24 protein-coding genes and 1 tRNA gene are annotated in these 26,466 nt (G+C 58.7%); 12 read left to right on the forward strand and 13 right to left on the reverse strand.

The features are described 5' to 3' along the window. On the forward strand, positions 1–996 hold the full coding sequence (trpS, locus tag WDO70_11515; protein ID MEJ0063790.1) for a tryptophan--tRNA ligase: 996 nt from the start codon (positions 1–3) through the stop codon (positions 994–996). Here the strand turns inward: trpS and WDO70_11520 are convergent. From WDO70_11520 to lgt, 4 genes are read right to left on the reverse strand one after another with little or no spacing between them, the layout of a single operon-like run. Beyond that, entirely contained in the window at positions 968–1,471 is a 504-nt protein-coding gene (locus WDO70_11520) for an NUDIX hydrolase (GenBank protein ID MEJ0063791.1), read from the reverse strand. The two genes, trpS and WDO70_11520, sit on opposite strands and share 29 nt — an antisense overlap. Next, positions 1,468–2,238 (reverse strand): peptidoglycan editing factor PgeF, encoded by a 771-nt coding sequence (gene pgeF, locus WDO70_11525; protein ID MEJ0063792.1) that lies wholly within the window; start codon positions 2,236–2,238, stop codon positions 1,468–1,470. The genes WDO70_11520 and pgeF overlap by 4 nt, the downstream gene beginning before the upstream one ends. Next, a complete protein-coding gene (locus WDO70_11530) occupies positions 2,235–3,314 on the reverse strand; it encodes an SAM-dependent methyltransferase (protein ID MEJ0063793.1) in 1,080 nt (359 codons plus the stop codon). Before WDO70_11530 ends, pgeF begins: the two co-directional genes overlap by 4 nt. A gap of 5 nt (positions 3,315–3,319) precedes the next feature. After that, entirely contained in the window at positions 3,320–4,114 is a 795-nt protein-coding gene (gene lgt, locus WDO70_11535; protein MEJ0063794.1) for a prolipoprotein diacylglyceryl transferase, read from the reverse strand. 81 nt (positions 4,115–4,195) lie between these two features. Between lgt and WDO70_11540 the strand changes: the two genes are divergently transcribed. From WDO70_11540 to phaP, 5 genes are all read left to right on the forward strand, one after another. Continuing rightward, positions 4,196–4,549, forward strand: coding sequence for an accessory factor UbiK family protein (locus WDO70_11540; GenBank protein ID MEJ0063795.1), 354 nt, complete (start codon positions 4,196–4,198; stop codon positions 4,547–4,549). 189 nt (positions 4,550–4,738) lie between these two features. Further along, on the forward strand, positions 4,739–5,245 hold the full coding sequence (locus WDO70_11545; GenBank protein ID MEJ0063796.1) for a YbjN domain-containing protein: 507 nt from the start codon (positions 4,739–4,741) through the stop codon (positions 5,243–5,245). Next, complete coding sequence (gene proC, locus WDO70_11550) at positions 5,242–6,039, forward strand: pyrroline-5-carboxylate reductase (protein MEJ0063797.1); 798 nt, start codon at positions 5,242–5,244, stop codon at positions 6,037–6,039. Before WDO70_11545 ends, proC begins: the two co-directional genes overlap by 4 nt. Then, on the forward strand, positions 6,036–6,608 hold the full coding sequence (locus tag WDO70_11555) for a hypothetical protein (GenBank protein MEJ0063798.1): 573 nt from the start codon (positions 6,036–6,038) through the stop codon (positions 6,606–6,608). Before proC ends, WDO70_11555 begins: the two co-directional genes overlap by 4 nt. A 204-nt stretch (positions 6,609–6,812) precedes the next feature. Then, on the forward strand, positions 6,813–7,259 hold the full coding sequence (gene phaP / locus WDO70_11560) for a TIGR01841 family phasin (protein ID MEJ0063799.1): 447 nt from the start codon (positions 6,813–6,815) through the stop codon (positions 7,257–7,259). A gap of 13 nt (positions 7,260–7,272) precedes the next feature. Here the strand turns inward: phaP and WDO70_11565 are convergent, their stop codons facing one another. Both WDO70_11565 and WDO70_11570 read right to left on the reverse strand, forming a co-directional pair. Further along, positions 7,273–8,592, reverse strand: a complete 1,320-nt coding sequence (locus WDO70_11565) for an ATP-binding protein (protein MEJ0063800.1) — start codon at positions 8,590–8,592, stop codon at positions 7,273–7,275. Next, on the reverse strand, positions 8,589–9,326 hold the full coding sequence (locus WDO70_11570) for a response regulator (protein ID MEJ0063801.1): 738 nt from the start codon (positions 9,324–9,326) through the stop codon (positions 8,589–8,591). Before WDO70_11570 ends, WDO70_11565 begins: the two co-directional genes overlap by 4 nt. 85 nt (positions 9,327–9,411) lie before the next feature. On the opposite strand from WDO70_11570, the gene WDO70_11575 reads away from it, so the two are divergent. Together WDO70_11575 and WDO70_11580 are read left to right on the forward strand one after the other, a co-directional pair. Continuing rightward, positions 9,412–9,486 (forward strand) — tRNA-Val (locus tag WDO70_11575). Positions 9,487–9,644: 158 nt separating this feature from the next. Beyond that, positions 9,645–10,559: an alpha/beta hydrolase gene (locus WDO70_11580; GenBank protein ID MEJ0063802.1), complete on the forward strand. Its 915-nt coding sequence runs from the start codon at positions 9,645–9,647 to the stop codon at positions 10,557–10,559. Between the two features lie 42 nt (positions 10,560–10,601). Here WDO70_11580 and WDO70_11585 read toward each other — a convergent pair whose 3' ends face one another. Together WDO70_11585 and WDO70_11590 are read right to left on the reverse strand one after the other, a co-directional pair. Beyond that, positions 10,602–11,828 carry a DEAD/DEAH box helicase gene (locus WDO70_11585; GenBank protein MEJ0063803.1) on the reverse strand — a complete coding sequence of 409 codons (1,227 nt, stop codon included), beginning with the start codon at positions 11,826–11,828 and terminating at the stop codon, positions 10,602–10,604. A 183-nt stretch (positions 11,829–12,011) separates the two neighbouring features. Continuing rightward, on the reverse strand, positions 12,012–12,224 hold the full coding sequence (locus WDO70_11590) for a cold-shock protein (protein ID MEJ0063804.1): 213 nt from the start codon (positions 12,222–12,224) through the stop codon (positions 12,012–12,014). 380 nt (positions 12,225–12,604) lie between these two features. On the opposite strand from WDO70_11590, the gene WDO70_11595 reads away from it, so the two are divergent. Next, a complete protein-coding gene (locus tag WDO70_11595) occupies positions 12,605–18,022 on the forward strand; it encodes a sigma-70 family RNA polymerase sigma factor (protein ID MEJ0063805.1) in 5,418 nt (1,805 codons plus the stop codon). On the opposite strand, the gene WDO70_11600 is transcribed toward WDO70_11595, so the two are convergent. Continuing rightward, positions 18,003–19,703, reverse strand: a complete 1,701-nt coding sequence (locus WDO70_11600; protein MEJ0063806.1) for an ATP-binding protein — start codon at positions 19,701–19,703, stop codon at positions 18,003–18,005. The genes WDO70_11595 and WDO70_11600 overlap by 20 nt on opposite strands. Before the next feature lie 339 nt (positions 19,704–20,042). Between WDO70_11600 and WDO70_11605 the strand changes: the two genes are divergently transcribed. From WDO70_11605 to WDO70_11615, 3 genes are read left to right on the forward strand one after another with little or no spacing between them, the layout of a single operon-like run. Continuing rightward, a complete protein-coding gene (locus WDO70_11605) occupies positions 20,043–21,179 on the forward strand; it encodes an L-histidine N(alpha)-methyltransferase (GenBank protein MEJ0063807.1) in 1,137 nt (378 codons plus the stop codon). 42 nt (positions 21,180–21,221) lie between these two features. Beyond that, positions 21,222–22,175: a signal recognition particle-docking protein FtsY gene (gene ftsY, locus WDO70_11610; GenBank protein MEJ0063808.1), complete on the forward strand. Its 954-nt coding sequence runs from the start codon at positions 21,222–21,224 to the stop codon at positions 22,173–22,175. A gap of 48 nt (positions 22,176–22,223) precedes the next feature. Then, complete coding sequence (locus WDO70_11615) at positions 22,224–23,720, forward strand: AMP nucleosidase (protein ID MEJ0063809.1); 1,497 nt, start codon at positions 22,224–22,226, stop codon at positions 23,718–23,720. On the opposite strand, the gene WDO70_11620 is transcribed toward WDO70_11615, so the two are convergent. The 4 genes from WDO70_11620 to WDO70_11635 form a co-directional block, all read right to left on the reverse strand. Continuing rightward, complete coding sequence (locus WDO70_11620; GenBank protein MEJ0063810.1) at positions 23,714–24,124, reverse strand: MAPEG family protein; 411 nt, start codon at positions 24,122–24,124, stop codon at positions 23,714–23,716. The two genes, WDO70_11615 and WDO70_11620, sit on opposite strands and share 7 nt — an antisense overlap. Positions 24,125–24,195: 71 nt before the next feature. Beyond that, positions 24,196–25,227, reverse strand: a complete 1,032-nt coding sequence (locus WDO70_11625; GenBank protein ID MEJ0063811.1) for a CorA family divalent cation transporter — start codon at positions 25,225–25,227, stop codon at positions 24,196–24,198. Continuing rightward, positions 25,224–26,117 (reverse strand): bifunctional methylenetetrahydrofolate dehydrogenase/methenyltetrahydrofolate cyclohydrolase FolD, encoded by an 894-nt coding sequence (gene folD, locus WDO70_11630; GenBank protein MEJ0063812.1) that lies wholly within the window; start codon positions 26,115–26,117, stop codon positions 25,224–25,226. Before folD ends, WDO70_11625 begins: the two co-directional genes overlap by 4 nt. Beyond that, positions 26,117–26,410: a YggT family protein gene (locus tag WDO70_11635; GenBank protein ID MEJ0063813.1), complete on the reverse strand. Its 294-nt coding sequence runs from the start codon at positions 26,408–26,410 to the stop codon at positions 26,117–26,119. The genes folD and WDO70_11635 overlap by 1 nt, the downstream gene beginning before the upstream one ends. Positions 26,411–26,466: the final 56 nt, after the last annotated feature.

Genomic DNA, 26,466 nt, shown 5'->3' on the forward strand with positions numbered 1-26,466 from the left:
ATGAAGCGCATTCTTTCGGGCATGCAGCCCACCGGCAATCTTCATCTCGGCAATTATCTCGGGGCGCTGCGCAATTGGGTGAAGATGCAGGACGGAGCCGAATGCTTCTATTGCGTCGTCGATCTGCACGCGATCACGCTGCCGCAGGAGCCTGCCGCCTTGCGCGCCGCGATTCGCGATACGGCGGCGGCTTACATCGCTGCGGGAGTCGATCCGGACAAGAGCGTCCTGTTCGCGCAGAGCGCCGTGCCCGCCCATGCCGAACTGAACTGGATTTTCGCGACGCTGACGCCGCTCGGCTGGCTCAATCGCATGACGCAGTTCAAGGATAAATCGGCGAAAAGCCGCGATCTCGAATTGCTCGGTCTCTATGCCTATCCCGTGCTGATGGCCGCCGATATTCTGATCTATAAGGCGACGCATGTGCCGGTCGGCGAGGATCAAAAGCAGCATCTGGAACTTGCGCGCGATGTCGCGGGAGCGTTCAACCGCCAGTTCAACACGGATTATTTCCCGCTGCCGGAACCGCAGATTCTGGGCGAGGCCACGCGGGTCATGTCGCTGCGCGACGGCACCAAGAAAATGAGCAAATCGGACGAATCCGATTATTCGCGCATCAATCTCACCGACGACGCGGATATGATCGCGCTGAAAATCAGGAAAGCGAAAACCGATACCGAGCCGCTGCCGGACAATCTCGCCGCGCTCGAAAAACGCCCGGAAGCGGATAATCTCATCACGATCTACGCCGCGCTGGCGGACAAGAAACGGACGGATATCCTGGCTGAATTCTCCGGCAAGCAGTTTTCGGAATTCAAGAAGCCTCTCACCGATCTCGCGGTGGCCAAGCTATCCCCGATCACGGCGCGGATGCGCGAACTACAGGCCGATCACGCCGCCATCGATAAAATTCTGCGGCGCGGCGCGGAACGCGCCAATGAACTGGCCGACAAGCATATGCGCGACGTCAAGGAGATCGTGGGGCTGTGGTCTTAAGCAATCCCCGGTTTGCGCATTCCCGCAGGAACCAGCGCACGTAATCCATGATCTTGGGATGGGCGAGCGCGCCCTCGATGCGGTCGTAATATACGGCCTCGCATTCATAGCAGCCGGTGATCGTGCCGCGCTTGTCATGCCAGAAATAGCCGTAAACCAGTTCGGTATGATCGGTGAAGTCTTCGGTGACCGCGCCGAGGCTGACGACGTCGGACGGCAGCACGTCCGCGCCAAGCTCTTCCTTCGTTTCGCGCACTATGGCCTGCATCGGGCTTTCGCCAGGTTCTATATGCCCGCCGAACATGGTCAGACAGCCCGCGCTTCTGCCCCAATCAGGCGGGCGCTGCTGCAACAGAATTTTTCCATCCTTGGTCAGCACGACGCAATCGGCGAAACAGCGGACAAAGGCCGTTTGATCGATGCTCGTTAAATCGACCGGGCGAATGGATTCTATATCTGTTTGCGCGGGCGTCATGTCAGCATGATCGCCGCGATCAGGCTGCCGTTCTTGGCCTTATTCTGCAACGTGTTGCGCCGGTAACTGAAATAAAGATCGGGACTGGACAGCGTATCGGCGGGCGACGGCGTTATCTGCCGGATGCCGAGCAGGCGCAGCTTCTCTTCCGTCAGGCCGGGCAGGTCGAACATATAATGGCCTGCACGCGTGGACGGCCTGAAATAGCGCGCATAGTCGGAGTGCTGAACCAAGAAAGGCGCGGGAAATTCCGGCCCGACTTCATAGGAATTCTGCCAGATGCAGGGGCCGATGGCGGCGACGATATTCTCCGGCTTCGCGCCCAGGGCGCTCATCGCCGCAATCGTGTTTTCGATCACGCCGGAGAGCGCGCCGCGCCAGCCTGCGTGAGCCGCGCCGATGATTCCGGCGGCGGGATCCGCAAGCAGCAGCGGAACGCAGTCGGCGGACAGAACTCCCAGCGCGATGCCGGGACGGTTCGTCACCATCGCGTCGGCTTTAGGGTTCTCGGCCGGATTCCAGATTTCCGTCACCGTGACCGCATCGGGCGAATGGATTTGATGGCAGGTCAGCAGACTTTCGGCTTCGGCGCCGATGGCGGAAGCAACCCTGCGCCGATTTTCCACGATATTCTCGCGGCTATCGCCATTGCTCCATGCGGTGTTGAGCGAGCCATATTCGCCTTCGCTCACGCCGCCGTGGCGGGTGAAGAATCCGTGGCGAACATGTTCCAAAGCGGCAAGTTCCCGTGATGTCGTGAACATCATTCCCATCCCGCCGGCGTTATCTTTGCGTCCGAAACCGCGCAAAATACTTTAAAGAGGGTGCCCATTGCCTCGGGGGCCGTCAAGCGATGATAAGCGGCGGCGATATCCTGCTTTTGTTCCGGCGTCGCCTGCTCCCCCAATTGTTCGCGGCGCTGCGCGAGGCCCAGGCGGCGCAGAAATTCCCCTTGTTCCAGCAGCGGCCATGGGCGCAATCCCGCTTGCGCCGCGATAGCGGCCAGCGCGCTGAAATCGACATGGGCGGTCAGGTCTGCATGGCCCGGATCGCCCAGAGGATCGGCAGCGCGGTGTTTTTCCAGTGCCTGGAATGTTGGATTTCCGCCCGGCGTTTCATAGCCGTAATCGATCGCCAAAACGGCGCCGCTATGTTCGGCAATATGCGCGGCGGCTTGGCGCATGACATCCTGCGCCTGAGGCGAGATTTCGGCGATGGCTCCCACTGGCAGCTTTCGCTGTGTCTCGCTCAATAGCATCGCCGCGCTGGGGGCGGGCCTGCCCATGACCCAAGCCAGCGCGCCGTCCTGAACGCCGACGCGGATTTCGCTCCAGCCCGTCTCATGATGGATGAACTGCCGCACCGGCAGCGCGTCGAAAAATTCATTGGCGAGAATAATGGCCGGAAGTTCCGGCAAAGCGCTTAAATGATCGACCCATCGCGGATGATGCTCCACGAGCGCCTTATCCTGCCGTTCCCGCAAGCTTGCGTTGCTCTCAACGAGGATAACGCGGCATGCTTTCCGGAATCCTTCGGCTTGGACGCTCAGGCGCATGATATCCGCCATCATCGTGCCGCGTCCCGGCCCTAATTCGCACAAAATAAATTCCGGCGGCTCGCCCATTTGCCGCCAGGTCTTCAGGCACCACAGGGCTATCGTCTCGCCGAACATCTGGCTGATTTCCGGCGCGGTGACAAAATCGCCGTCCGCACCCAGCGGATCGCTGTGGCGGTAATAGCCGTATTCCGGATGCTGCAGCGCCAGTTCCATATATTGCGCGATCGTCAGCGGATTCTTCTCCGCCACGCGCAAAATGATATCGCGCAGCGCAGCGCTTTCCATGCTCTTCATTGCGCCGTGGGGCGCATCGCGCGCCGGATTAGCCACAGGCCGAACGCGACCATGGGCAGCGATAGCAACTGCCCCATGGTGATTCCGCCCCACAGGAAGCCGATTTGAGCGTCGGGCTGGCGGAAAAACTCGCCGACGATTCTCGCGATGCCGTAGCCGATTAGAAAGACGCCGCTCAAAAGGCCGGGATGCTCCTGCCATCTGGTTTTCTTGGTGATGATGAAAAGCACCAGGAATAGCAGCAGTCCTTCCATGCCGGCCTGATAAAGCTGGCTGGGATGGCGTGGCTGATCGCCGCCATGCGGAAAGACCATGCCCCAGGGAATGTCGGTCGCGCGTCCGAACAGTTCGCCATTGACGAAATTGGCGAGGCGTCCGAGGAACAATCCGATCGGCGTCGCGGCGGCCAGCGGGTCCATGAAACGCCAGAATCCGATCTTGTGCTTGCGCGCATAGAGCCACGCCGATAGCAAGACGCCCGCCAGGCCGCCATGAAACGACATGCCGCCATGCCAGGTGGCGAGGATATCCATCGGGTCTTTGATATAATGATCGAGGTTATAGACCAGCACATAACCGAGCCGTCCGCCCAGCACGACGCCAGCCACCGACCAGGTGACGTAATCGTCGTAGTTTTTCGGCAAAGGCACCGTCAGCCGGTTGCGCACCAGACTCATGCAATAGCGCCATCCGAACAGGAAAGCGCCGAGATAGGCCAGCGCGTACCAGCGGACGGCCACGGGGCCGATATGAAATGCTACCGGGTCGATGGAAGGAAAGGGAAGGGCCATCTCAAAAACACCATGTATATTTATCCGTGAATGTTATAGAACCTTCCGACAATTATGCCACATGAAGAATGAGAGGACCCTATGCCCAAGGCTTCGACGCAATTTCTGGAGGATATGGGGCATGTGCTGGCTGCCTTGCTCGGTACGGCGGTTTCGGCGCGCGGCCAGGCGAGAGGGAAGGCCAAACAAAAGCTGGGGCTGCTTTTGCAGCGGCTGCAGCTCGCCGGACGCGAGGATTTCGACGCGCTGCACGACATGCTGAAAGCCGCGCGGTCGGAGCAAGAATCATTGAAGGCGAGAGTCGCGGCGTTGGAAGGCAAAAGCGAGAACAAGGGCGGCCCGGCAACAGTCAAGGCTCCGATTAACAGAAAATTAAAAACCGGAAAAAATTCTCCCGGCAAGTCGTCGCGCAAGCGGAATAAAGCCCGGCGGTAGCGCCCTAGGATTCTGAAAAGACTCAAAGTTTGAATCACTTGAATCGTTTGGCGGGCATATTCCGCGCCGCTGCTACTGTGACTCAAAGAGCACGCAGGGGATTCCGCGTGAATCCAATGATTCACAAGGGCTTGCCGCCGGATTCATCCGTTGATAAGTGATTGTCATCGCGCTCTCGTCGGGGGAATCATGTCATATAATGTTTCGGTGGCTCATAGCGGTGTCGCGCACAATCCGCTCGACATCATCGAAGAGATCGTCGTCGCCAATGAATGGCTGTTCGAGCGCAACGCCAATGATGAATTGATCGTCGAGCTTTCGGGCCGCTGGTGCCATTACCGGCTGTTTTTCGTGTGGCAGCGGCAAATCTCCGCGCTGCAGTTCTCGTGCCAGTTCGATCTGAAGGTTCCCGCCGCGCGCAAGAGCAGCGTGCATGATTTGCTCGCCGCCATGAACGGCAAGATGTGGCTCGGCCATTTCGAGATTTGCCCCGACGACGCCACGCCGATGTTCCGCCATACTTTGCTGATGCGCGGCGCGCGCGGCGATACGGTGGAGACGCTGGAAGACCTCGTCGAGATCGCGCTGACCGAAAGCGAACGCTTCTACCCCGCGTTCCAGTTCGTGATCTGGGGAGGCAAGCAGCCCGCCGAAGCCATTGCCTCGGCGATGATCGACACCGTCGGGCAGGCTTGAAGCCGATCATCCTCGTCGGATGCGGCCATCTCGGCCAGGCGATGCTGCGCCGATGGCTCGATCATAACGAAGATTATCATTTCACCGTCGTCAAGCCTTCTCCCTTGCCGGATGATTTGGCAAGTCATGCTCGCGTGACGTGGGTGGCGGAACCGCCTAATGCCGCCGAAGCAGCCGCCATCATCTATGCCGTAAGACCGCAGCAGCTTGCCGCGATCCTGCCCGCTTATCGTGATCTGGCGCGAACCTGCCCTAATATTTCCGTTGCGGCGGGCTGGACGCTTAAAAAGCTGGCTCAGTATCTTGGCGACGCGGCGATCATCCGCACCATGCCGAATCTGCCTGCGCAAATCGGGCTTGGCGTGACGGCGGCGGTCGCGAATGATCGGTGCGATCAAGCCACGAAGGATTTGGCCGAGAATTTACTTCATGCGACGGGAGAGGTCGCATGGCTCGACGACGAGAGACAGATGGATGCCGTGACGGCTCTTTCCGGCAGCGGCCCGGCCTATGCCTTTCTGCTCGCGGCGGCGATGGAGGAGGCCGGGATCAAGCTTGGGCTGCCGCAGCCGGTCGCGGGGCGGCTGGCGCGGCAGACGGTTTATGGAGCAGCCGCTTATATGGTACAAGGCGACCAGGCGGCGGATGAGCTTTGGCGCGCCATGCAGCTGCCCGGCGGTACGACCGAAGCGGCGTTCACGCGCCTGCTTGCCGCGGACGGCATGACACCGATGATTCTCGAAGCCATGCAGCGCGCCGCCGCCTGCGCCGCGGAGATCGGTCAATCATCATGAAAAGAAAACCCAATCCCGTCCACTTTCTTGCCGCCGCCGCGCTGACGCTGGCGGGCAAAGGCGGCTGGGATTCCGTAACCCCGGAGAAATTGGCGAAGGCGGCCAAAGCGCCGGTAAAAGCCGCCGCCGAATTCCTGGCCGAACCTGCAAAGACCATGGCGGGTATCGCGGATTTCATCACAGATGAAACTCTCAAAGACTACAGGCACGATAACGGCAATGCGCCGCGCGAAGCCTTGTTCGATGTGACCATGCTGCGCTTCGATATGCTGCAGCGCTATCGCGCCGGGATTTCGGCGTTGTTCTCGGCGGCGATGCGGCAGCCCCGGCTGTCCTGCGCCATCCTGCGCGCGTTGCGTCCCGCCCTCAAAAATATGATGCATGCCGCCAGGATCGATGTCTCATCGGCTGCCGGAGAATTCAAACTCGCGGGCATGGGAATCGTCTATCTCGCCGCCTTCATGGCATGGCGTCGCGACGATACGCCGGACCTCGCCCGCACGATGGGATCTCTCGACCGCCGTTTAAGGCAGGCGGAAAACATCATGCAGAATATGAAGCACACATAGCAAAGTTATTGTTTTTGCTGGATTTGTTGCGCTATTCTCATCCGTTCTCGCCGCTAAAAAAGAACGTGACAATTACGCTCGAAAAGAGCATATAGGATCAACCTATTCCCCTGATCAGCGAGGACGACCATGCCTCCCAAAACCGCAGCGAACCCGTTTCCTTCGAACCCGTTTCTTCAAAACGACTTCTCGAAATATATGGATATGTCCAAGTTCGCGGATATGCCGAAGCTGTTTCAGGATATGAAAATCCCCGGCTTCGATATGGAGGCTATGCTCAGCGCCCAGCGCAAGAATTTCCAGGCTATCGCTTCCGCCAATCAGGCGGCGGTCGAAGGCATACAGACCGTCGTGCGCCGGCAGAATGAAATCCTGCGCCAGACCATGCAGGAAAGCAGCGAGCTGCTGAATCAGGTCATGGCTTCATCGTCGCCGGAAGAAAAAGTCACCAAGCATGCAGAGCTGACCAAGTCGGTTTTTGACCGGGCGATCGGCAATGCCAAGGAAATCACCGAATTGATGACCAAGGTCAATTACGAAGCCCTTGAGGTCATCAGCAATCGCGTCGGTGAAGGCCTGGAAGAGCTGCGCGGCATCATGAAGAGCGGCAGCACCGCCGTTGCCAAGTCGGCACGCGCCAAAGGCGAATAACGGCTTTATCCTTCTAGACCGGCAACCATAAATTCGCCCTGAGTCCGCCCAGCGGGCTTTTCGACAACATGACGTCGCCGCCATGCAGGCGGGCGATATCGCGGGCGATGGTCAGACCAAGGCCGACGCTTCCTGATGTCGTGTCGCGGGCTTCGTCGAGCCGGACGAAGGGGCGGAATACGTCTTCCCGCTGCTCGGTCGGAATGCCGGGGCCGTCGTCATCCACATAGACATTCACGATCCTGTCCGACTGCGTCGCCGTCACCACGGCCTGCGTGCCATAGCGCGCGGCGTTGTTGACCAGATTGGCGAGGCAGCGCTTCATCGCCTGCCGCCGCATGGGGAGCAGGATGGGCCGGTCGGCCTGCAGCGTCACCGTGGGGTTGAGCCTGCGCGCTCCCGCCACGACTTCCTGCAGCAGCGGGATAAGCTCCACATGCTCCACCGCTTCGCCTTCCTCGCCGCGCGCGAAAGCGAGATAGGCTTCGACCATCGACTCCATCTCGGCGATGTCCATTTTCAGCTCGATGCTGGCCGCGTTTTCCGGCATCAGCGCCAATTGCAGTTTCATGCGGGTGAGGGGGGTGCGTAGATCATGCGATACCCCCGCCAGCATCGTCGTGCGTTGGGTGATCTGGCGGCGCAGCCGGTCGCGCATGACCAGCAGCGCTGTGGCAGCCTGGCGCACCTCGATTGCGCCCTCGGGCTTGAATCCCGATACGTCGCGGCCCTTGCCGAATTCTCCGGCAGCCGAAGCCAGCCGCCGGATCGGGCGTATCTGGTTGCGCATGAATACGAGCGCGATGACCGACAGCAGGATGGACGAGCCGATCATCCAGCCGATGAAGATTTCCGTGGTCGGCGTATAGATGCGGCTCTCGGGCGACCGGATCGCCAGCACGCCGTCCGGTAGCGCGACATCGATGCCGATTTGCTCCGGCCCCGCCTTCATTTTTACCCGGTAGGGATATTGCAGGCGGTCGTCGAGGGCGCGCTCCAGATAAACCCGCACCGGCCCCGACCATTCCGGGCCTTTCTCCGGCAGTTTTTTGCCCGGCAGAAACTCGATGGATAAATCCATGTGCCGCTGAACGCGTTCGGCGAGCTTTTTCACGCGGGCCGGGCTGTGATCGGCTTGCACGATTTCCGTCACTATGCCGACATCGCCCGCGAGGGCATAGCTGAGTCGGTGGGTCATCGTCGACCAGTGCCGGTCGAAGAAAACGAATAATGCCAAGGATTGCGCCAGGATGACCGGCGTCACGATAATGACGAGCGTGCGCGCGAACAGCGTGCGCGGCATCATCCGTTTCAGCAGCTTCGCCCCGATCATGCGCCACCGTCCGGAATCAACATATAGCCCTCGCCGCGCACGGTGACGATATACCGGGGCGCCTTGGCGTCGCCTTCGATCTTGCGGCGCAGGCGGGTGATCTGCACGTCGATGGTGCGGTCGTTCACGGTGGTCTTGCTGCGTTCCGCCAGCTGTTCGCGGCTGATCGCGATGCCCGGCTCCGCCGCCATGATGCGCAGCAGGCTGGCTTCCATTTCGGTGAGGCGCACGAATTCATTGTCGGTGCGAAGCTCGTCCCGCGAACTGTCGAATCGCCATTTGCCCAGGCGGATTTCCGGAGCATTTTCGCGTGCCGCGGGCTTCGGCACCCGCCGCAGGATCGCATGGATGCGCAGCAGCAGTTCGCGGGGCTCGAAGGGCTTGCCGAGATAATCGTCGGCGCCGACCTCGAAGCCGGTGATCCGGTCGCTCGGCTCGCCGCGCGCCGTCAGCAGCAGGATCGGTAGGGCGCGGGCCGGGTCTTCCCGGCCGCGCAGATGCTTCGCCAGATCGAGGCCGCTTTCGCCCGGCATCATGACGTCGAGGATCATCAGGTCGAAAGCCAGCAGTTCCAGCATCGACCGCGCTTCGGCGGCATGGGCGGCGGTCGTCACGACGAATTCATGGTCGGCCAGATAGCGGCGCAGCAATTCGCGCAGGCGGATATCGTCATCCACCACCAGGATATGCGGCATTTGCCCAAGCGGCTGTTTGGCGGCGAGAGAGGGTTCCATGGCTTATTCTTAACAAGATCGTCGCCGGGACGCAAAAAACCTTGAGCCTTGCCCCTGTAATCGGGTAAAAGAGCCATTCGGTAGCGGGTGCGTAGCTCAGCGGGAGAGCATTACCTTCACACGGTAGGGGTCACAGGTTCAATCCCTGTCGCACCCACCACCGGTTTTTCTTAGCGAGCGCAGCGAGCTTAGAAAAACCGAGTGTCCGCCATAGCTCCGCGTAGCAGAGCGACGGCGGACTGGCTGCCTGAATGCACCCTTTCGCCGTCCCGATCTTTTCTAGTAGTCACCCCACCTGATTTCCGGCAAGGTCATCCCATGAAACATCTGTCATTGGCGTTTTTCGCTGTCGCGCTTGCCGTCTTAGGCTTCTCTAGCCCGGTTGTTGCGGCTAATCCCGCAAGCCGTTTCGTCGAAGTCAACGGCGTCCGGTTGCATTACCTGATCGAAGGCAAGGGCGACCCGGTCGTGCTTTTGCATGGCTATGCGGAAACGAGCCATATGTGGCTGCCGCTTATGGCGGAACTTGCCAAGACCCATACGGTCATTGCCCCGGATTTGCGCGGCGCGGGCCAGTCTTCCGCCCCGCCCGACGGATATACGAAAGCCGCGATGGCGCAGGATATTCACGCCCTCGTCCAGAAGCTGGGCTACGACCATATCGGCATTGTCGGACATGATATCGGGTTGATGGTTGCCTATGCTTACGCCGCGCAATATCGCACCGAAGTCGATCGCATTGCGCTCATGGATGCATTCCTGCCGGGCATAGGCGACTGGAAGAATGTATGGCTGATGCGCGATCTTTGGCATTTCCATTTTTACGGCAAGACGCCGCTGGCGCTCGTGAAGGGCCGCGAACGCATTTATTTCGAGCATTTCTGGAACGATTTCGCCGCCGATCCGGCTCATTCGGTGCCCGAAGCCGACCGCGTATTTTACGCCAAAGCTTATGCGCAGCCCAATCACATGCGCGCGGGATTCGAATATTTCCGCGCTTTCCAGCAGGATGCCGACGACTTTGCCCGTTTTGCCGAAACCCCTTTGTCGGCGCCGATGCTTGTGCTGACCGGAGAAAAGGCTTCGGGAACGTTCCTGATCGAACAGGCGAAGCTTGTCGACACGAATGTCGATGGCGTGGTCATTCCCAATTCCGGCCATTGGCTGATGGAAGAAGTGCCGGGCCAGGTCATTCCCCGGCTCGTGGCATTCTTTAGCCGATCCAAAGGCTAGGGCCGGCTAGCCGCGCGCCTCTTCTAGAACGCGGAAACGATCCTACCGACCCGCCGCCGCGAACTGACGTCCGCCGCTGCCTTCCGGCCTGCCGCCCCGGCTTTTGCCGCCGAAGGAGCGTCCGCGCTTATGCCGGTTCTGTCCGCCATTAGGCTTGCTGCCTGGTTTGCGCGGAACCGGGATCGTCTTGTGGGGATTCATCAGGTTATGAATCGCCGCCCATTTCGCTTGATCGTCCGGCGTCACGAGATTGATCGCGGAACCTTCGGCTCCGGCGCGTCCCGTCCGCCCGATGCGGTGAATGTAATCTTCCGGGCATTGGGGAAGATCGTAATTGATGACATGCTCGATATGCGGAATGTCGAGTCCGCGCGCCGCCACGTCGGTAGCCACGAGAATGCGGTATTTCTTGTCGCGGAAATTCTGGATTACCTTGTCGCGCTTGTTCTGCTGCAGATTGCCGTGAATCGCGTCGGCCTTGTAATCGGCGCTGTTCAGCTTTTCGGCGAGGCGCTTGCTGCCATGCTTGGTCTTGACGAAAACGATGATCGAGCCGGAACGCTGGTCGAGTTCCTGCAACAGCCGCTGGTGCTTTTCGATGACGGTGGTCTGGATCATCTCCTGCTTGATGCGGGCCGTGGGCTTGATCGTCGAGCCGATGGCGATGCGTTCCGGATCGCGCAGATATTTGGCGGAAAGCCGCACGATATCCGCGGGCATGGTCGCCGAGAACATGAGCGTCTGCCGATCCTTGGGCAGGTTCTGCACGATCCTGTCGATCTGCACGCCGAAGCCCATGTCGAGCATGCGGTCGGTTTCGTCCAGGATGAGGAATTTCGTATTGTTGAGCTTGAGCGTGCCGCGCTGCAAATGGTCGTTGACCCGTCCCGGCGTACCGACGACGATTTGCGGCCGCTGCGTCAATTGCTGGAATTGCTTGGGCAGGGATTCGCCGCCGATCAGCAGCGCGGTCTTGATCTCCTGAATCGGGATCAATTGCTGCAAGGTAGCGCGGACTTGCGTCGCCAGTTCGCGCGTCGGGGTCAGAACCAGCACGAAAGCTTGCGGGTTTTCCATGAGTTTGGCCATCACGGGAATGCCGAACGCGCCGGTCTTGCCGGTGCCGGTTTCCGCCGAACCGAGAATGTCGCGCCCCGCAAGCACGAGCGGGATCGCCTGCGCCTGAATCGGGGTCGGAGTCGTGAACTGCATGCGGGCGAGGGCCTGCAGCAATTTAGCCGGAAGGCCAAAAGTCGTAAAATCTGTCATGTCATGTCTCCGCTCTAGCGGGTGCATATGACCGGCCAGATACAAAAAGGTTAAGTTGTGCTATCGCCGTTCAAGATCGGCAGGCCACGCCCGGCAACTTCAGCCCGTAAGGGCCGCGAGTCGCCAAGCGGCCTGCCTACTTGTCCGCGATAGTTATAGTTATATGTATGTCTTAAGCGGCTTTTAGGCAGCGTCGACGAGCTTCAAGTCGCCCGCTGATGTCTTGCCCTTGCTGCTGGTCAGCTCGTAGCTGACTGCCTGGCCTTCTTTAAGGTCGCGCAGTCCCGCGGCTTCAACGGCGCTGATATGAACGAATACGTCCGAACCGCCCGCGTCGGGTTGAATGAAGCCGAAACCCTTGGTGGCGTTGAACCACTTTACTTTACCGGTAGCCATGTTTTTAGTCCTTGTGTTTGTCGTTGATTTCCCTGCCACCTGGCAGGGCTATGAGCATAGCGATGGGGCTGGGCCTTTCGGACCAGTCCCAATTAAACTCTTTGACAAACGCAGGGAAAAACGGCTGGAAGCCACTTTATACGGTATCAAGGCAGTGACGCCTGGATACGAATGCTGGTTAACAGCACAAAGCAGAAGCGCAGAGTTACATCTAGACTTGACGGGAATGTATAATGATTATCTCGGATAATGCAACTTAATAATGATGTTCTTTTGATTTCTCAATTGGATATACGTCAACTCGACAAGTCCGTTGACCTTATATTGTTCCGCTGCCAGACTTCGATCGTGATATTTCCATTAATTAAAGCGTTAGATATATGGCTGGACGATCGTTTTACAGTCCCCGACGTTTTTCCGCCCGCATAGCGCCGGACGTCGAAATTCTGTCCCGCGCGGAAGAGTTCAGGCTGGGCGAGCGCATGGAGAATGGGCGCAAGAAAATCGTCGTCGCGCTGCTGGAAATTCCTTCCCCTTTTGAAACGATCCGGGCGGCCTATGATGCCGCCGCGGGCCAATCCCCCTCCGCGGTTTTTGTGCAAGACGGCATGGATGAGAAAAGCGCCGATCCCGCCAATGAAGGCGAGGCGGATGCCGAAAGGCCCATGCAAAATAATGGGCAGCCGGAGAATATCGATATTGGCGTATTCCGCCGCATTGCCGAATTGATGGGCCATCATGCCCGGGATTTGAATCGGCGTCTCGAAGCCGGAGCCGGCGGAAAATTTCCGGATGAAACGGAAGAAAAAAAATTCCAGGAAAGAAAATCCGAAATCGTCGATTTGGTGAATGACGCAAGGCCGCCGGATTTATGGCTCGGGAACCTCGTCATGCGGCTTGCCGAGACGAAAGCCGGAGAGCCGCTTCATGTGCAGCATGCCATCGGCGAGGCGCAGGAGGGAGCGCGCGATCTGCGCAAGGCGCAAGAAGAACTGGTCGAGGCCAATATGCGCCTGGTTGTTTCATGGGCTCTCAAGCGCGTCGGAAGGAGCCGCCTGGAGCTGGAGGATCTGGTTCAAGAAGGTAATATGGGCTTGATGAAGGCCGCCGGGAAGTTCGATCACCGGCTCGGCACTAAATTCAGCACCTATGCCACATGGTGGCTGCGCCAAAATATGGGTCGTGCGGATATCGAGCAGGGGCATATGATACGCACGCCCGTTCATCTGTTTGAATCGGCGCGCCAGGTTAACCGTGCCGCCTCACAGTTGCGGGAAGAATTCGGTCGCGAAGCGACTCCGGAAGAACTGGCGATGAAAACCGGAGCGTCGCTTAAAAAGATCGAGACGGTTCTTAACCTCGCCAAGGATCCCATCAGTCTCGAAACGCCGACGGGAACAGATCAAGATAAGCGCTTAGGCGATTCGGTCGTGGATCAAACCACCCCCACACCTTCGCAACATGTTATCAGTACCGAACTGAAAGAACGCCTTGCGGCGGCGCTTATTTCACTTACCTCGAAGGAAGAGCGCGTGCTTCGCATGCGATTTGGGATGGGCCCGGACGATGACGACGAAATGACTTTGCAGGAGGTCGGCGACAAATTTGACCTTACCCGCGAGCGAATTCGTCAGATCGAGGCCAAAGCCCTCAGAAAATTGAGGGAGCAGGCAAAAGCCCTTGGGTTGAAGGATTATGAGGAAACCAGGCCCAGTGAATCCATAACAAAAACCCGCGAGTCCACGAAAATCTTGCAGGACACGCCGTTTTTCGCCAACGAGGTGCCAGAGCTTCTTGAGGCGCTTGCAAAGAAAGAAATCGATACTAAGCCTAAGCTTGCCAATGCATTGCTCAAAAGTGGGTTTATTAAAGACATTATGATCGCCCATGGGGCGATTTATACCATGTCTAATGGGAAGGTTCTCAATCAACACACTGGTTCGCTTTTTGCCGTCGCCCGGCACGTCGCCGCCATTGCCGAAATGCCCGTCGAAGCCGCCTATGCGCGGCAAATCGCAGCGTTTAAACAGGCTCAAGACAATAAAGCCGTAGGACGGCAAAAAGAAATCGCCGCCGATGTCGATCTCAATACGCTTCCTTTCTTTACCGAGAAAGTGCCGGAAGTTCTGGATGGCCTTGCGCGGCAGGGCATTCTTACGTCTCACGCATTGGCCGAAAAACTCACGGGGCATCAAAATATCTCATTGCCGGCCGCGCATGCCTCGATAGAGCGATTTGCGGCGGGCCGAATTTACCAAGCGAAAAAATCGCGATTAACATCGACGGCATCGGCAATCATTACAATTGCTGGCATTGATCCGAACACCGTTCTTGCCCGTTTGAAGGATGAGCCGGAACCCATCGCTTTGCCGGAGGCCGCGCCGGGGAAGAATAAAACCGGCAACGCGCCGAAGCCCTTCCGCATGCATGTCTCGAAACCTGCCGATCCCGGCGCTTTCGTGCCGTCGGCCGATGATTTCGAGCAGGCCATAGCCATGCGCGCGCAAACCCAAGCGGCGCGCGCCGAGGCCAGAGCGCAAGCCGAGGCGGCCCGTAAAGAGGCCAAAGTCCGAGAGAAGGCCGCGCGCAAGGAGGCCAGAAATTCTTCCGGCACCGCGCAAAAACGCGGGCGGCAGGGGCATAGCGCCCCCCTCCAGAGCGCAGTTTTCTTCAGAGACAAACAGGAACTTCTCGCCGCGCTGAAGGCGAAGGGGATTGATACCCGGCCTAAACTTGTTGAAACCATGGTTGCTGCCGGATTTTATAAAAACGCAAAGAGCGCCGCCGTCAATATTCATAGAATGCTGCAAGATGAGATTGTCAGTACGAGGACGTCTCCCGTAAATCTTATCGCCGCGCATATCGCCGAGATTGCGGGAATTCCGGTGGAAACGGCTTACGCGAAACAAATCGCGGCCTATGAAACCAGAATTATAAAATTGACCAATAATAATCCTCGGCGCGCGCATAAGACCCGGCATCAAGACCGTCCGCTGCAGGCCATGCCCTTTTTCAGCGAGAACCCCGAGCTTTGCAACGCGCTCACGGAGCGCGGCATCGAAATGGATTCTCAACTCGCCAGAATCCTCGGTGGCATGACGCCACAGGGGACGATTTACGACGCTAGTGCCGCTCTTCGCGGTTTGTACGAAAATGGGCCTCTCCGCAGAAAAAATAAGGCCGCGCGCGCGCATGTCAGTGTCGTTGCGGCGCGCGTTGCCGAGATTGCCGGAATGCCTGTCGAAGCCGCCTATGCGCGGCAAATCGCCGCATTCAAGGCCATCAAGGGCAACCAGCCGACGATCATTGGCGCTAAAGAGCGCCCATCTCACCTACTGGCCGAGACCAAGTTCTTCGCCGGAAACCTCGAACTTCTCGCCGCGTTGCAGGAAAAAGGGATCGATACCCGCTCCAAGCTTACTGGGGCTCTGACCGCCGCGGGTTTTTATAAAAACGCCCGAAGCGCTTTAATCTGCATCGATTCGACTCTTAAAACAGGAATAATAGACGGGCGGAATTCTCCCGTAAGTCCTGCCGCCGCGCATATTGCCGCCATTGCCGGAATTTCGCTCGAGGTCGCCTATGCGTCGCAAATCGCCGCGCATGATGCAGCCAAGGCGAAACAGAGTCCTGAGACCGGAAAGCAAAAGGAGAAGCCGTCTATGTCCGAGAAAGCGACGGGCGCGGAGGACGGCAGGAGCCAGCCGCTGCGTGAAATTCCGTTTTTCGCCAACGCTCCGGAACTTCTTGAGGGGCTTCAGAAGAACACGGCCAGCACCAAGGCCGATCTCATCAGCATCCTGGTCGAAAGCGAGCTTTATCCAAATGTCGAAACGGTCCGGCCCCTCCTTGATGGATTGCTGGCGGGACATGTTATTAGCCGGACTTTGTCGTCCCCCACGCTCATTGCCTGTCATGTCGCGGGCATTGCCGACATCACTCCGGAAGTCGCCTACGCGCGGCAGATCGCGGCCTTCGAAGGAGGCGAGATCGCGCCGGTAAAGAAGGAAAAAATAAAGAAGGAAAGAATAAAGAAAGAGAAAATAAAGAAGGAGAAAAAGGAAACCATCCGCGTCTCCGCGGCCAGTTCGCCTTCCTTAAGCGATAACGTCTTCCTGGCCCAGAAAAGACCCGACCTTCTCGCTGCCCTGCAGCAGCGTGGCATCCATACGGAATACGCTCTGGCCGAGAAGTTTTCTCCGAAGGGAATCAAGCACGACACCGCCATTAACGCCGTGCGCATCTGCACGCAAGAATTGATGAAGCTGCAAACGCGGCCGGCGGCCTATCCGGCGGCGATATTGGCGATGATCGAGGATATCGCGGGAGTTTCCCGCGTCTCCATGCCTGCCGCTAAAAACGACGCGCCGCCGCCGTCTCCTGCCAGCCCTTCGGGAATTCCGCAGAAACTATGGAAAGCCACGCCCCGGGAAATGGAAGCCCTCGTGGCCTCCCGGACATTAGACAGTTCGCGCATCACGCAACCTGCCGAAATCTTGTCCTCTCATGAGAGAAAGAGGGCCGAGCGCGAAGCATCGGCGGAGAAAGAAAAAGCCAAAGCCGGGGCCAGGGCGGAGCACGAGGCCGCTAAGGCGCTCGCTCAAGCCGCTCGCGCAGAGGCGAAGGCGAAGATCAAGGCGGAGCACGAAGCGGCCAAGGCGCAAAAGCAGATGGCGCGCGAGGAAACCAGGGCGGCGCGGGCAGAAATTGCAGCGCGGGAGAAGGCGGCGCGCAAAGAGGCGCAGGCGAAGATCAAGGCAGGGCGCGAAACGGCCAAGGCGCAGGAAAATGAACTGCGGAAGGAAGCCAAGGAGAAAGATAGGACGGCGCAGGCAGAAGCTCTCATGCTGGTCAAAGCCGCTCGCGCAGAGGCGAAGGCGAAGATCAAGGCGGAGCGCGAGGCGGCCAAGGCGCAAGAGAAGGCTGCACGCCAAGAAGCCAGAACGGCGCGGCGGATGGAGAAAGAGGCGGCCAAGCGGCACAGGACAAGACGTTCTTCGCGCCGGCTCGCCGATATGGCTTTCTTCAAAGAAGCCCCCGCGCTTCTCGAGGGACTTGAACGGCAGGGCATCCGGACGCAATCCGAGCTTTCCAAAGCCGCGATTAGCCGAGGGGTGTATAAGGATATCGATAGCGCCGCGCCCATTATTTGCGCATTGTACAGAACCGGTCCTGTCAAAAAGCGAAGCGTAGCGCTCTCTTTTTATAATGCCGCTTCCAATATTGCGGCCATGGCCGGGATTGCGCCGGAAATCGCCTACGCGTCTTATATCGCGAAACGACCGGCAGCTTTGCCGCCCAAGACGCCGCCTCTCAAAAATAAGCCCCAGCCTCAATCTCAGCCTAAGCCTAAGAATGAATCCGCGCCTGGGCCAAAAGTTGGTAGAACCAAGCCCCTGACCGATATTCCTTTCTTCAAAAAGGCTGCCGCCGAACTTACCATTCGTCTGGCGAATAAGGGCATTCGTACGCAGAAAGATCTTACCGACGCAATGGTCGCTCATGGCTATTCCAAAAATCTGAATAGCGCGGGCGCCATCCTGTCGGCGTTTTTCTCGGCCAAGAAAGACATGATGGCGAAACCCTATTTGCCGATGACGGCTCTGCATATCGCCGCGATCGCGGGGCTGTCGCCGCAGGAAGCCTATGGCGCGGCGGCGGTATCGCTGGCAAAGAACGGCAATGGCAAGAAGAATGAAAGCGGGAACGGAGGACACGACAACGGCAAAGAAGAAGCGCCGCGCCGTCCCGACCGCATGGCGGGGCGCAAGCCGCAGATCAAGACTTTAGTCCGATAGCGGCAAGCTTGCCCTTCAATTCATGCGGACTGAAAGGTTTGGAGATATAATCGTCCATGCCGGCAGAGAAACAGCGTTCGCGATCTCCCGCGAAAGCGTAGGCGGTCATGCCGATAATATGATGACGCTTAATGTCGTTGGCCGTTTCGTGCTGTCTGATCATCTGCGTCGCTTCCAGGCCGTTCATGCCATGCATCTGCACATCCATGACGATGGCGGCATAGCGGGTGGCCTGTATCCGCTCGAACGCTTCCCTGCCGTTCCGGGCGACATCGTAGGAATAGCCGAATTCATCGAGAAGCGAACAGGTCACCAGAATATTCGACATCTGGTCGTCCACGACGAGTATGCGTTCTTTCGAGCGCCGGGCCGCGAGAGCGGCTTCCTGTTGTTGGTCGGACATGATCCTCTTGGGGGTCAGATGCTCGACCAGGGGGAATTCCATGTCCAGGAGAAAGGTCGTTCCTTCGCCGACTTTGCTGGTGACGCTGATCGCGCCGCCCATGGCCGTGACCAGCGCGCGCGTGATGGCCAGCCCAAGCCCGGTGCCGCCATATTTGCGGTTGATGGAACTGTCGGCCTGCACGAATTTGTCGAAAATCTTTTTCGCCTGGTCGGCAGGAATGCCGATGCCGGTGTCGAGAATGGCGATGCGCAGTTTCTGCGAATTCTCGGCAGCGCCGGGCAAGCCCTGTAAGGATATATTCACGCCGCCGGTATGGGTGAATTTAATCGCGTTGCTGCACAAGTTGATCAGGATCTGCCGAAGGCGGGCGGGGTCTCCCTGGAAAATTTTGCCCTCTATCCCATCCGCATTCATGGTCAGATACAGGCCCTTCTGCCTCGCCAGGACGTCCATCATGTTGATGACTTCCCGGACGATGAGCAGCAGATCGAAGGGGACTTTCTCGATTTCGAGCGCCCGCGCCTCTATCTTCGATATGTCCAAAAGATCGTTGATAAGCGCAAGCAGGGCATCCGCGCTCGATTGCAAGGTGCTGACGCAATCCTTCTGCCGCTGGGTGAGGGGGGGACTCGTAGCCAGGATGTGCGACAGGCCGATGATGGCGTTCATCGGCGTGCGGATCTCATGGCTCATATTGGCCAGGAATTCCGTCTTGGCCATATTGGCCTCATGCGCCTCGACCACCGCTCGCTCCAGCAGCTTTTCGCTCGCTTTCTGCTGCCGGTTGGCGAGCATGCGCTGCGTGGTTTCCACGAGGATGGTGAGCACGCCTTCCGGCTTGCCGTGCTTGTCGGGAATGGGGCTGTAATAAAGATCGAGCCACGCGTCTTCCGGAACTCCATGACGCGACAGCGTGAGATGCTGATCGCGATAGGTCAGCGTGCGTCCGCTCATGACGGCGTTCACGACGCTGGTATTGAAATCGGCGACTTCTTCCCAGCCCTCATGCACCGGCGAGCCGAGCAGCCGAGGATGCCGTTCTCCCGCGAACGCCGCATACGCGTCATTGTAAATTCTAAGGCTTTCCGGCCCCCATAGGGTGGAGATGGGGACGGGCGAGCATAAGGCCAGATCGATGGCTGATTTCATCGTGTCAGACCAGCCGTCGATGGGGCCGAGGCTGGTATTGGCCCAATCATACTCCCTGATCAAAGCTGCGAGCGGGCCCTGGCTCGCGGGCCAAGCCTCATGGTCGGGAGCGGAGGGTGAGCTCATTATTTTTTGGAATTTGGCCATGTGGTTGATTTATATAGCAAGTTTGCATGGATTACAGAGGCTTCTAATAAAACGAAAAGTTTTCATAAGGCAGGTCACTATCCAGTATGCTGCTATGCATGTCAAATAAGTGTCGTTATTATACCGAAACTATCTTGGGTTGAGATTTTAAATGGCTGGAGATAATCCTTCTCAGAGCCGGGATGCTTCTTTAAGAAGTATAAAGTGAAGTTTGAAAGAGTATTTTACTAACCGCCCGATGGAAAACTTGATTTTATTTTCGGGGAACTTCGTCATCGAACTATTATCGTAATTTAATTTCCATGAGAGATGAAATTGATGAAATGGAAGCCGACATCCGTAGAGATGAATTTTTTGAGCGCGTGCGAGGAATTGCTTGCAACCAGGCGTGCTCTTAACGTCATCGACTATGCTTACATCACACCTTCGAATTCTTCGGAAGGAGAGGCGGACGGCTCCGCCCTATGGGAGAAGCTCGCTGCCCTTGGCGCTTCCAGTACGTATAAAATATCGCAGAATGAAAAACTGCTTATTACGGAAACGATTGCTCCGCACCTTGCGAATTATGTTGAAGATGTAGGCTGCTTTATCGACGCGGGTCCGGGTCTGCTGGATTCGCTAAGCCAGAAAACCATGCCGACATTGCGCGCGCTTTTGAAAAAAGATTTAGCTTTAGATATACCCGAAAAAGATCGCATGTCTTACGTGGCTGTCGATATGCATCAGCCTATCGCCCTTCATGCCACCAGCGCGGTATGCAGCTATTTTCCACGCCATGTTCGGCCGGGTCCGGTAGCCGCCGATTTCGCTCAGCAGGGAAGATTCATAGACCGCACGAACCGCAAGAATAATTGGGGCCGCAGCCTCATCGTCATGTATGGAATCACGGCCGGCCAGTTTCCTTTGTCGACTTCGACGGATGGACCAGCAAAATCGACAATTATTGGAGCGCCCCACAGGGAGGGGCGTATTTCTTTGAAGACATTGCTGGGCTATATGAAGGAGCGCGTCGATCATGACGGCTATATGCTGTTTACCGTCGATACCGAAAAAGACCCCCGGCGCGCGGTGGAAACCTATCGCGGACAGCTCGTTGAGGATTTTACGCAGAATGTCTGGCATATGGCCGCCAAACTTGCGAATAATCCGCAAAATGGCAGAACGTTCGACCCGGCTAGGATGTTCTATCGCGCCACGTGGAATGAGGAATTCTCCGCTGTCGGCCATGTTTACCGTACGGAAGTAAACCAGGCGATCATTTTGAATGGAAGGCTTTCTCGGGATGAGCCTCAGAGAATTATGGCCGATCAAGCTTATCTGGGAGGCATTTCTGTCAAATGCTCGGAAGGTCGAGTCACTGATGAAGCGCGGCAGGCCGGTTGGGATGTTGTCCATGTTTTCCAGCAGAGCAACAACACCATCAAAGGCATTTTGCTTCAGGCCAAGCCGGGCTAAAATCCTGCCGCCAGTTCTATTCTTCACCCGGTTGTGCTCTCCATGAATATCTTCGGAAAAAAAGCTGCCCCTCAGGGCGAGGGGTGGTTCGGCCGTCTCAAGTCCGGGCTGCGCCAATCCACCGGCAAACTGTCGGACGGCATCACCGGCATCTTCACCAAGCGCAAGCTGGACGACGCGGCGCTGCTGGAGCTTGAGGAATTGCTGATCGCCGCCGATCTTGGGCCGCAGCTCGCGGCGCGGCTCGCTGCGGATTTCGGCAAGACGCGCTTCGGCAAGGAAGTCGGCGACCAGGAAGTGCGCGAGGCGCTCGCGGCGCAGATCGCGGAAATTCTGCGGCCCTATGCCGTGCCGCTTGCCATCGACAGAACCCGCAAGCCGTTTGTGGCGCTGGTCATCGGCGTCAACGGCGCGGGCAAGACCACCACCATCGGCAAGTTGGCGCAGCATTATGCGGGGCAGGGGCTGAAGGTCATGATGGCCGCCGGTGATACGTTCCGCGCCGCTGCTGTCGGCCAGCTGAAAATCTGGGGCGAGCGCACCAATAGTCCGGTCGTCACCATGCCGGAGGGCAGCGACGCCGCGAGTCTGGCCTATACCGCCTGCGAGCGGGCGCGGGCGGAAGGCAGCGATCTGCTGCTGATCGACACGGCGGGGCGCTTGCATAACAAGACCGGCCTGATGGAAGAGCTGGCGAAAGTCATTCGCGTGATCAAAAAGCTTGATCCGGACGCGCCGCATGCGGTGCTGCTGGTGCTGGATGCGACGACGGGGCAGAACGCGCTGGCGCAGGCCGGGACTTTCCGGGAAATGGCGAATGTCACCGGCCTGATCGTCACTAAGCTCGACGGTTCGGCCAAGGGCGGCATGCTGGTCGCGCTGGCGGAGAAGACCAAGCTGCCGGTTCACGCCATCGGCGTCGGCGAGGGCGCGGACGACCTGCGCCCCTTTTCGGCAGACGATTTCGCCAGGGCGCTGCTGGGTCTTGAAGGATAGTAACACTCTTTTAAGCTTCGGGGCCGATTATGGGAAGTCACGATAGCCATGACCAATCCAGCATCCAACGAACGCGAATTTTTCACCGATCCAGACAAGGCGGTCGCGCGCGCGGCTGAGATTTACGCCGCCAATACTGCCTATTTAAGGGAGCTTTTCGCGGTGTATGCCAAGGGCGGAGACACGCCGCGCCGCCCCATGATCGCCTATCCTTATGCCGCCATGACCATCGAGGACAGGCCGTATGTCGATCAGCGGCTCGCTTACGGATTTATCGCCGGGCCGGGGCGGTATCAGATCACCCTGACGCGCCCGGAATTATTCGCGCGCTATTACCGCGAGCAGTTCCGCTTGCTGCTCAAGAACCATAATGCGCCCATCGAAATCGGGGTCAGCTATACGCCGATCCCGATTCATTTCGCCTTTCCCGACGGGGTTCACGTCGAAGGCGACCTGATGCCGGAACGCATCGGCAGACTCGCGGAGCATTTCCACCTGCCGCATCTCGCGGACATGGATGACGCCATCGCCAACGGCACGTTCACGCCGGGGCCGGACGGGATCATGCCGCTCGGCATGTTCCCCGCGCCGCGCGTCGATTATTCGCTGCACCGCTTGCGGCACTATAGCGGCACCTCGCCGGGGTATTTCCAGAATTTCGTCATTCTGACCAACTACCAGTTCTACGTCGAAGAGTTCGTCCGCCTGGCCCAAGCGATCATGGAGCCGACCGACGATCCCGCGCAGCGGGCCTATCGCAGCCAGTACAAATATCTGGTCGAGCCGGGCGACTACATCACGCCGAACCGCAATCTCGGCGACGCCGCCCCATCCGGAGAGCGACTGACACGCCTGCCGCAAATGCCCGCCTATCATCTTGTCGGCGAGAATGCGTGCGGCATCACGATCATCAATATCGGTGTCGGCCCCGCGAATGCCAAGACCATGACCGACCACCTCGCCGTATTGCGGCCTCACGCATGGATCATGCTGGGCCATTGCGCGGGATTGCGGGATTCGCAGAAACTCGGCGATTATGTGCTGGCCCACGCCTATGTGCGCGACGATCATGTGCTGGACGCCGACTTGCCGCCCTGGGTGCCGGTGCCCGCGCTTGCCGAAGTGCAGCGCGCCCTGGAATCCGCCGTCGCCGACGTGACCGGCAAGAGCGGCTATGACATGAAATCGCTGATGCGCACCGGCACGGTGGTCACGACCGACAACCGCAACTGGGAACTGCATGGCTATCGCAGCCTGGTCGAACGCTTCAGCCAGAGCCGCGCCATCGCGCTCGATATGGAATCTTCGGTGGTGGCGGGGAACGGATTCCGCTTCCGCGTGCCCTACGGCACCTTGCTATGCGTGTCCGACAAGCCGCTGCATGGCGAAATCAAGCTGCCCGGCATGGCGAATAAATTCTACCGGCAGCAGGTCGACCAGCATTTGCAGATCGGCGTCCGGGCGATGGAAATCCTGCGCGACCAGGGTCTCGAAAGCCTGCACAGCCGCAAGCTCCGCAGCTTCGTCGAAACCGCGTTTCAGTAAAAACTGCCGATAAAGGCGCTAAGGACGCCCGTCACGGCGAGGGCGGCCAGGATGAAGCACGTCGCCATGCCGACGATGAATCCCGGCGCGCGCTTGGCGGGATCGCGGTAATAGGCCCGCGCGTAGATGATCCTTCCGACCGGCCAGCATATGCCGACCGCCGCCGCCAAGCCGTCATTGACGCTCGTCGCCGCGAGCCACAGCAGCGGCAGGAACAGGGCCATCTGTTCGAGCGTGTTCATATGCACCCGGAAATAGCGCAAGAACTCGTCGGGCCCGCTGGTCTGCGGCGCGGGGACGTTATACGTCACCCTCGCCCGCGCGACGTTGAGCGTCACGACGAAGTAGACGCTGAGCGCGAAGAGAGAAACGATCCCGCTCAACGGATAAGCAAAAGTCTGCATGGCCGTACCTCACAGTTAAGACTGTCATTCCGGATCGTGCCCTCGGGCGTGAATCCGGAATCCCGAAAGCGTTACCACCACCCGCGGCGCTTGAAATAAACCAGCGCCGTGACGATCGACAGGACCATCATCCCAATCACGATCCAGACACTGGCCTCGCCGTGAAGGCCGGGGATGCTGGAGAAATTCATGCCATAGATGCCCGCCAGAAGATTGGAGGGCATGAGCACCACCGAGGCCATCGACAGCAGGCGGAAGATGTCGTTCTGCTCGTTATTGATATGACCCAGCGTGGCGTCGAGCAGAAAGGTTGTCTCCTGAATCAGGAACTGGGAATGGTCGTGCAGCGACCTCAAATCGCCCTGTAGCGTGCGCATGAGCGTCATCTGTTCCGGACTTAAATGCTCGACGAGCGATTGCGCCAGGAACGCCGACATGCGGATCATGCCGTTGATGGAATGGTAGCTGAGATGCAGGATGTCGCCGGTGCCGCCCACGCCGTGCAGAATTTCCTTGAGGCTGGAGCCATAAAGCTGTTCGCTCGGCCCACTGTTATCGTTATGGCGCCGCATCAATCGCGCCGTGCCATGGGCGCGCGCGGCCGGGCGCTTGAAAATCTGCCGCGAGAGCGCGTCGACGCGCCGTCCGGTCAGCTCCAGCATGTCGGCGGTACGGTCGGCGAGCGCGTCCATGAAGGCCAGAACGGCATTGTTGGGATTGGCGACCAGCGACGGATCGCGCCGCGCGCGCGCCGCGAAAATGGCGACCGATTTCGGCTCGGAGAAATGCAGGATGACCAGATGCTGTTTCGTCACGATCAGCGTGAGGTCGGCCATCTCATGATCGGACGTGTCCGTGCCGACCAGAACCGCCGTGGTTAGATAAATGACGCCGTTATCGACGTAAAGACGGCTGGACGCTTCGATTTCTTCCGTGTCCGCCCGCGTCGGGACGTCGATGTTAAGGGCGCGGGATACGGCGGCGCGTTCCTCGTCGTCGGGCGTATGCAGGTCGAGCCAGCATAAATCATGAGGCAGCGGATCGGCCGCCGCAATTTGCCGGGCTTCGATTTTGCCGTCCTGGCGGTAATAGGCGGTAATCATGCGGCGAGGCTCCGCGGAAAATCGATATGCCGTTGTGCGCAGGCGGCCTGTAACGTGTTGCGCAGCAGGCAGGCGATCGTCATCGGCCCGACGCCGCCCGGCACGGGGGTAATCGCGCCGGCATGCTGGAGCGCCTCTTCATATGCCACGTCACCAACCAGCCTGACCTTGCCATTATCCTGCATGATACGGTTGATCCCGACATCGATCACGGCCGCGCCCGGCTTGATCCAGTCGCCGCGGATCATTTCCGGCTTTCCCGCGGCGGCGACCAGAACATCCGCCATGCGGCACAGCGAAGGCAAGTCTTTCGTCCGCGAATGCGCCACGGTTACGGTGCAATCGGCCTGCAATAACAACTGCGCCACCGGCTTGCCGACGATATTCGATCTGCCGACCACCACGGCGTGAAGGCCGGCCATTTTTTCATGCACTGCTTTCAGCAATATCAGGCATCCCAGCGGCGTGCACGGCACGAGGCCGGGAATGCCCGCCATCAGTCGCCCGGCATTGATCGGATGAAAGCCATCCACGTCCTTGGCCGGATCGACGGCCTCGATGACGGCGCGTTCGTCGATAGCGGCGGGCAGAGGCAGCTGCACCAGAATGCCATGCACCAGCGGATCGGCGTTCAGTTTCTCGATAAGCTTAAGCAGTTCGGCTTGCGAAGTGTTGGCGGGCAGATAATGCGGGAATGAATTCATGCCCGCTTCGGCGACCGCTTTTTCCTTGTTGCGCACATAGACCTGGCTGGCGGCATCGTCGCCCACCAGAACGACGGCAAGTCCTGGTGCGAAACCATGCGCCGCTTTCAATTTCAGGGTCGCCTGCGCCACCTCGCCGCGCAGGGCGGCGGCTTTCGCTTTGCCGTCGATGATGGCGGCAGGCATCAATAAATGCCCATCATGGGAAGGTTGTTCCGGATCAGCAGCCGCAGGAACATGAGCGCGAAATACAGCACCAGCGGCGACAGATCGATCCCGTTCATCAGCGGAACCATCTTGCGGATTGGCCGCAGGGCCGGTTCGGTGACGCGCGCGAGGAAATCCGCGATCCCAAGCACGAACTGGTTGCGCGTATTGACGATATTGAAGGCGATCAGCCAGCTCAGGATGGCGCTGATGATCAGCACCCACATATAAAGGCCGATAACCATATCGATAATGATAAACAGGGATATCATGGCGGCGCCTCAGTTTCGGGTTCGGGCAAGGTTAGCCCCAGGCAAGGAAACTGGCA

It is taken from the genome of Alphaproteobacteria bacterium (assembly GCA_037200005.1).
GTDB lineage: Bacteria > Pseudomonadota > Alphaproteobacteria > UBA9219 > RFNS01 > JBBCGY01.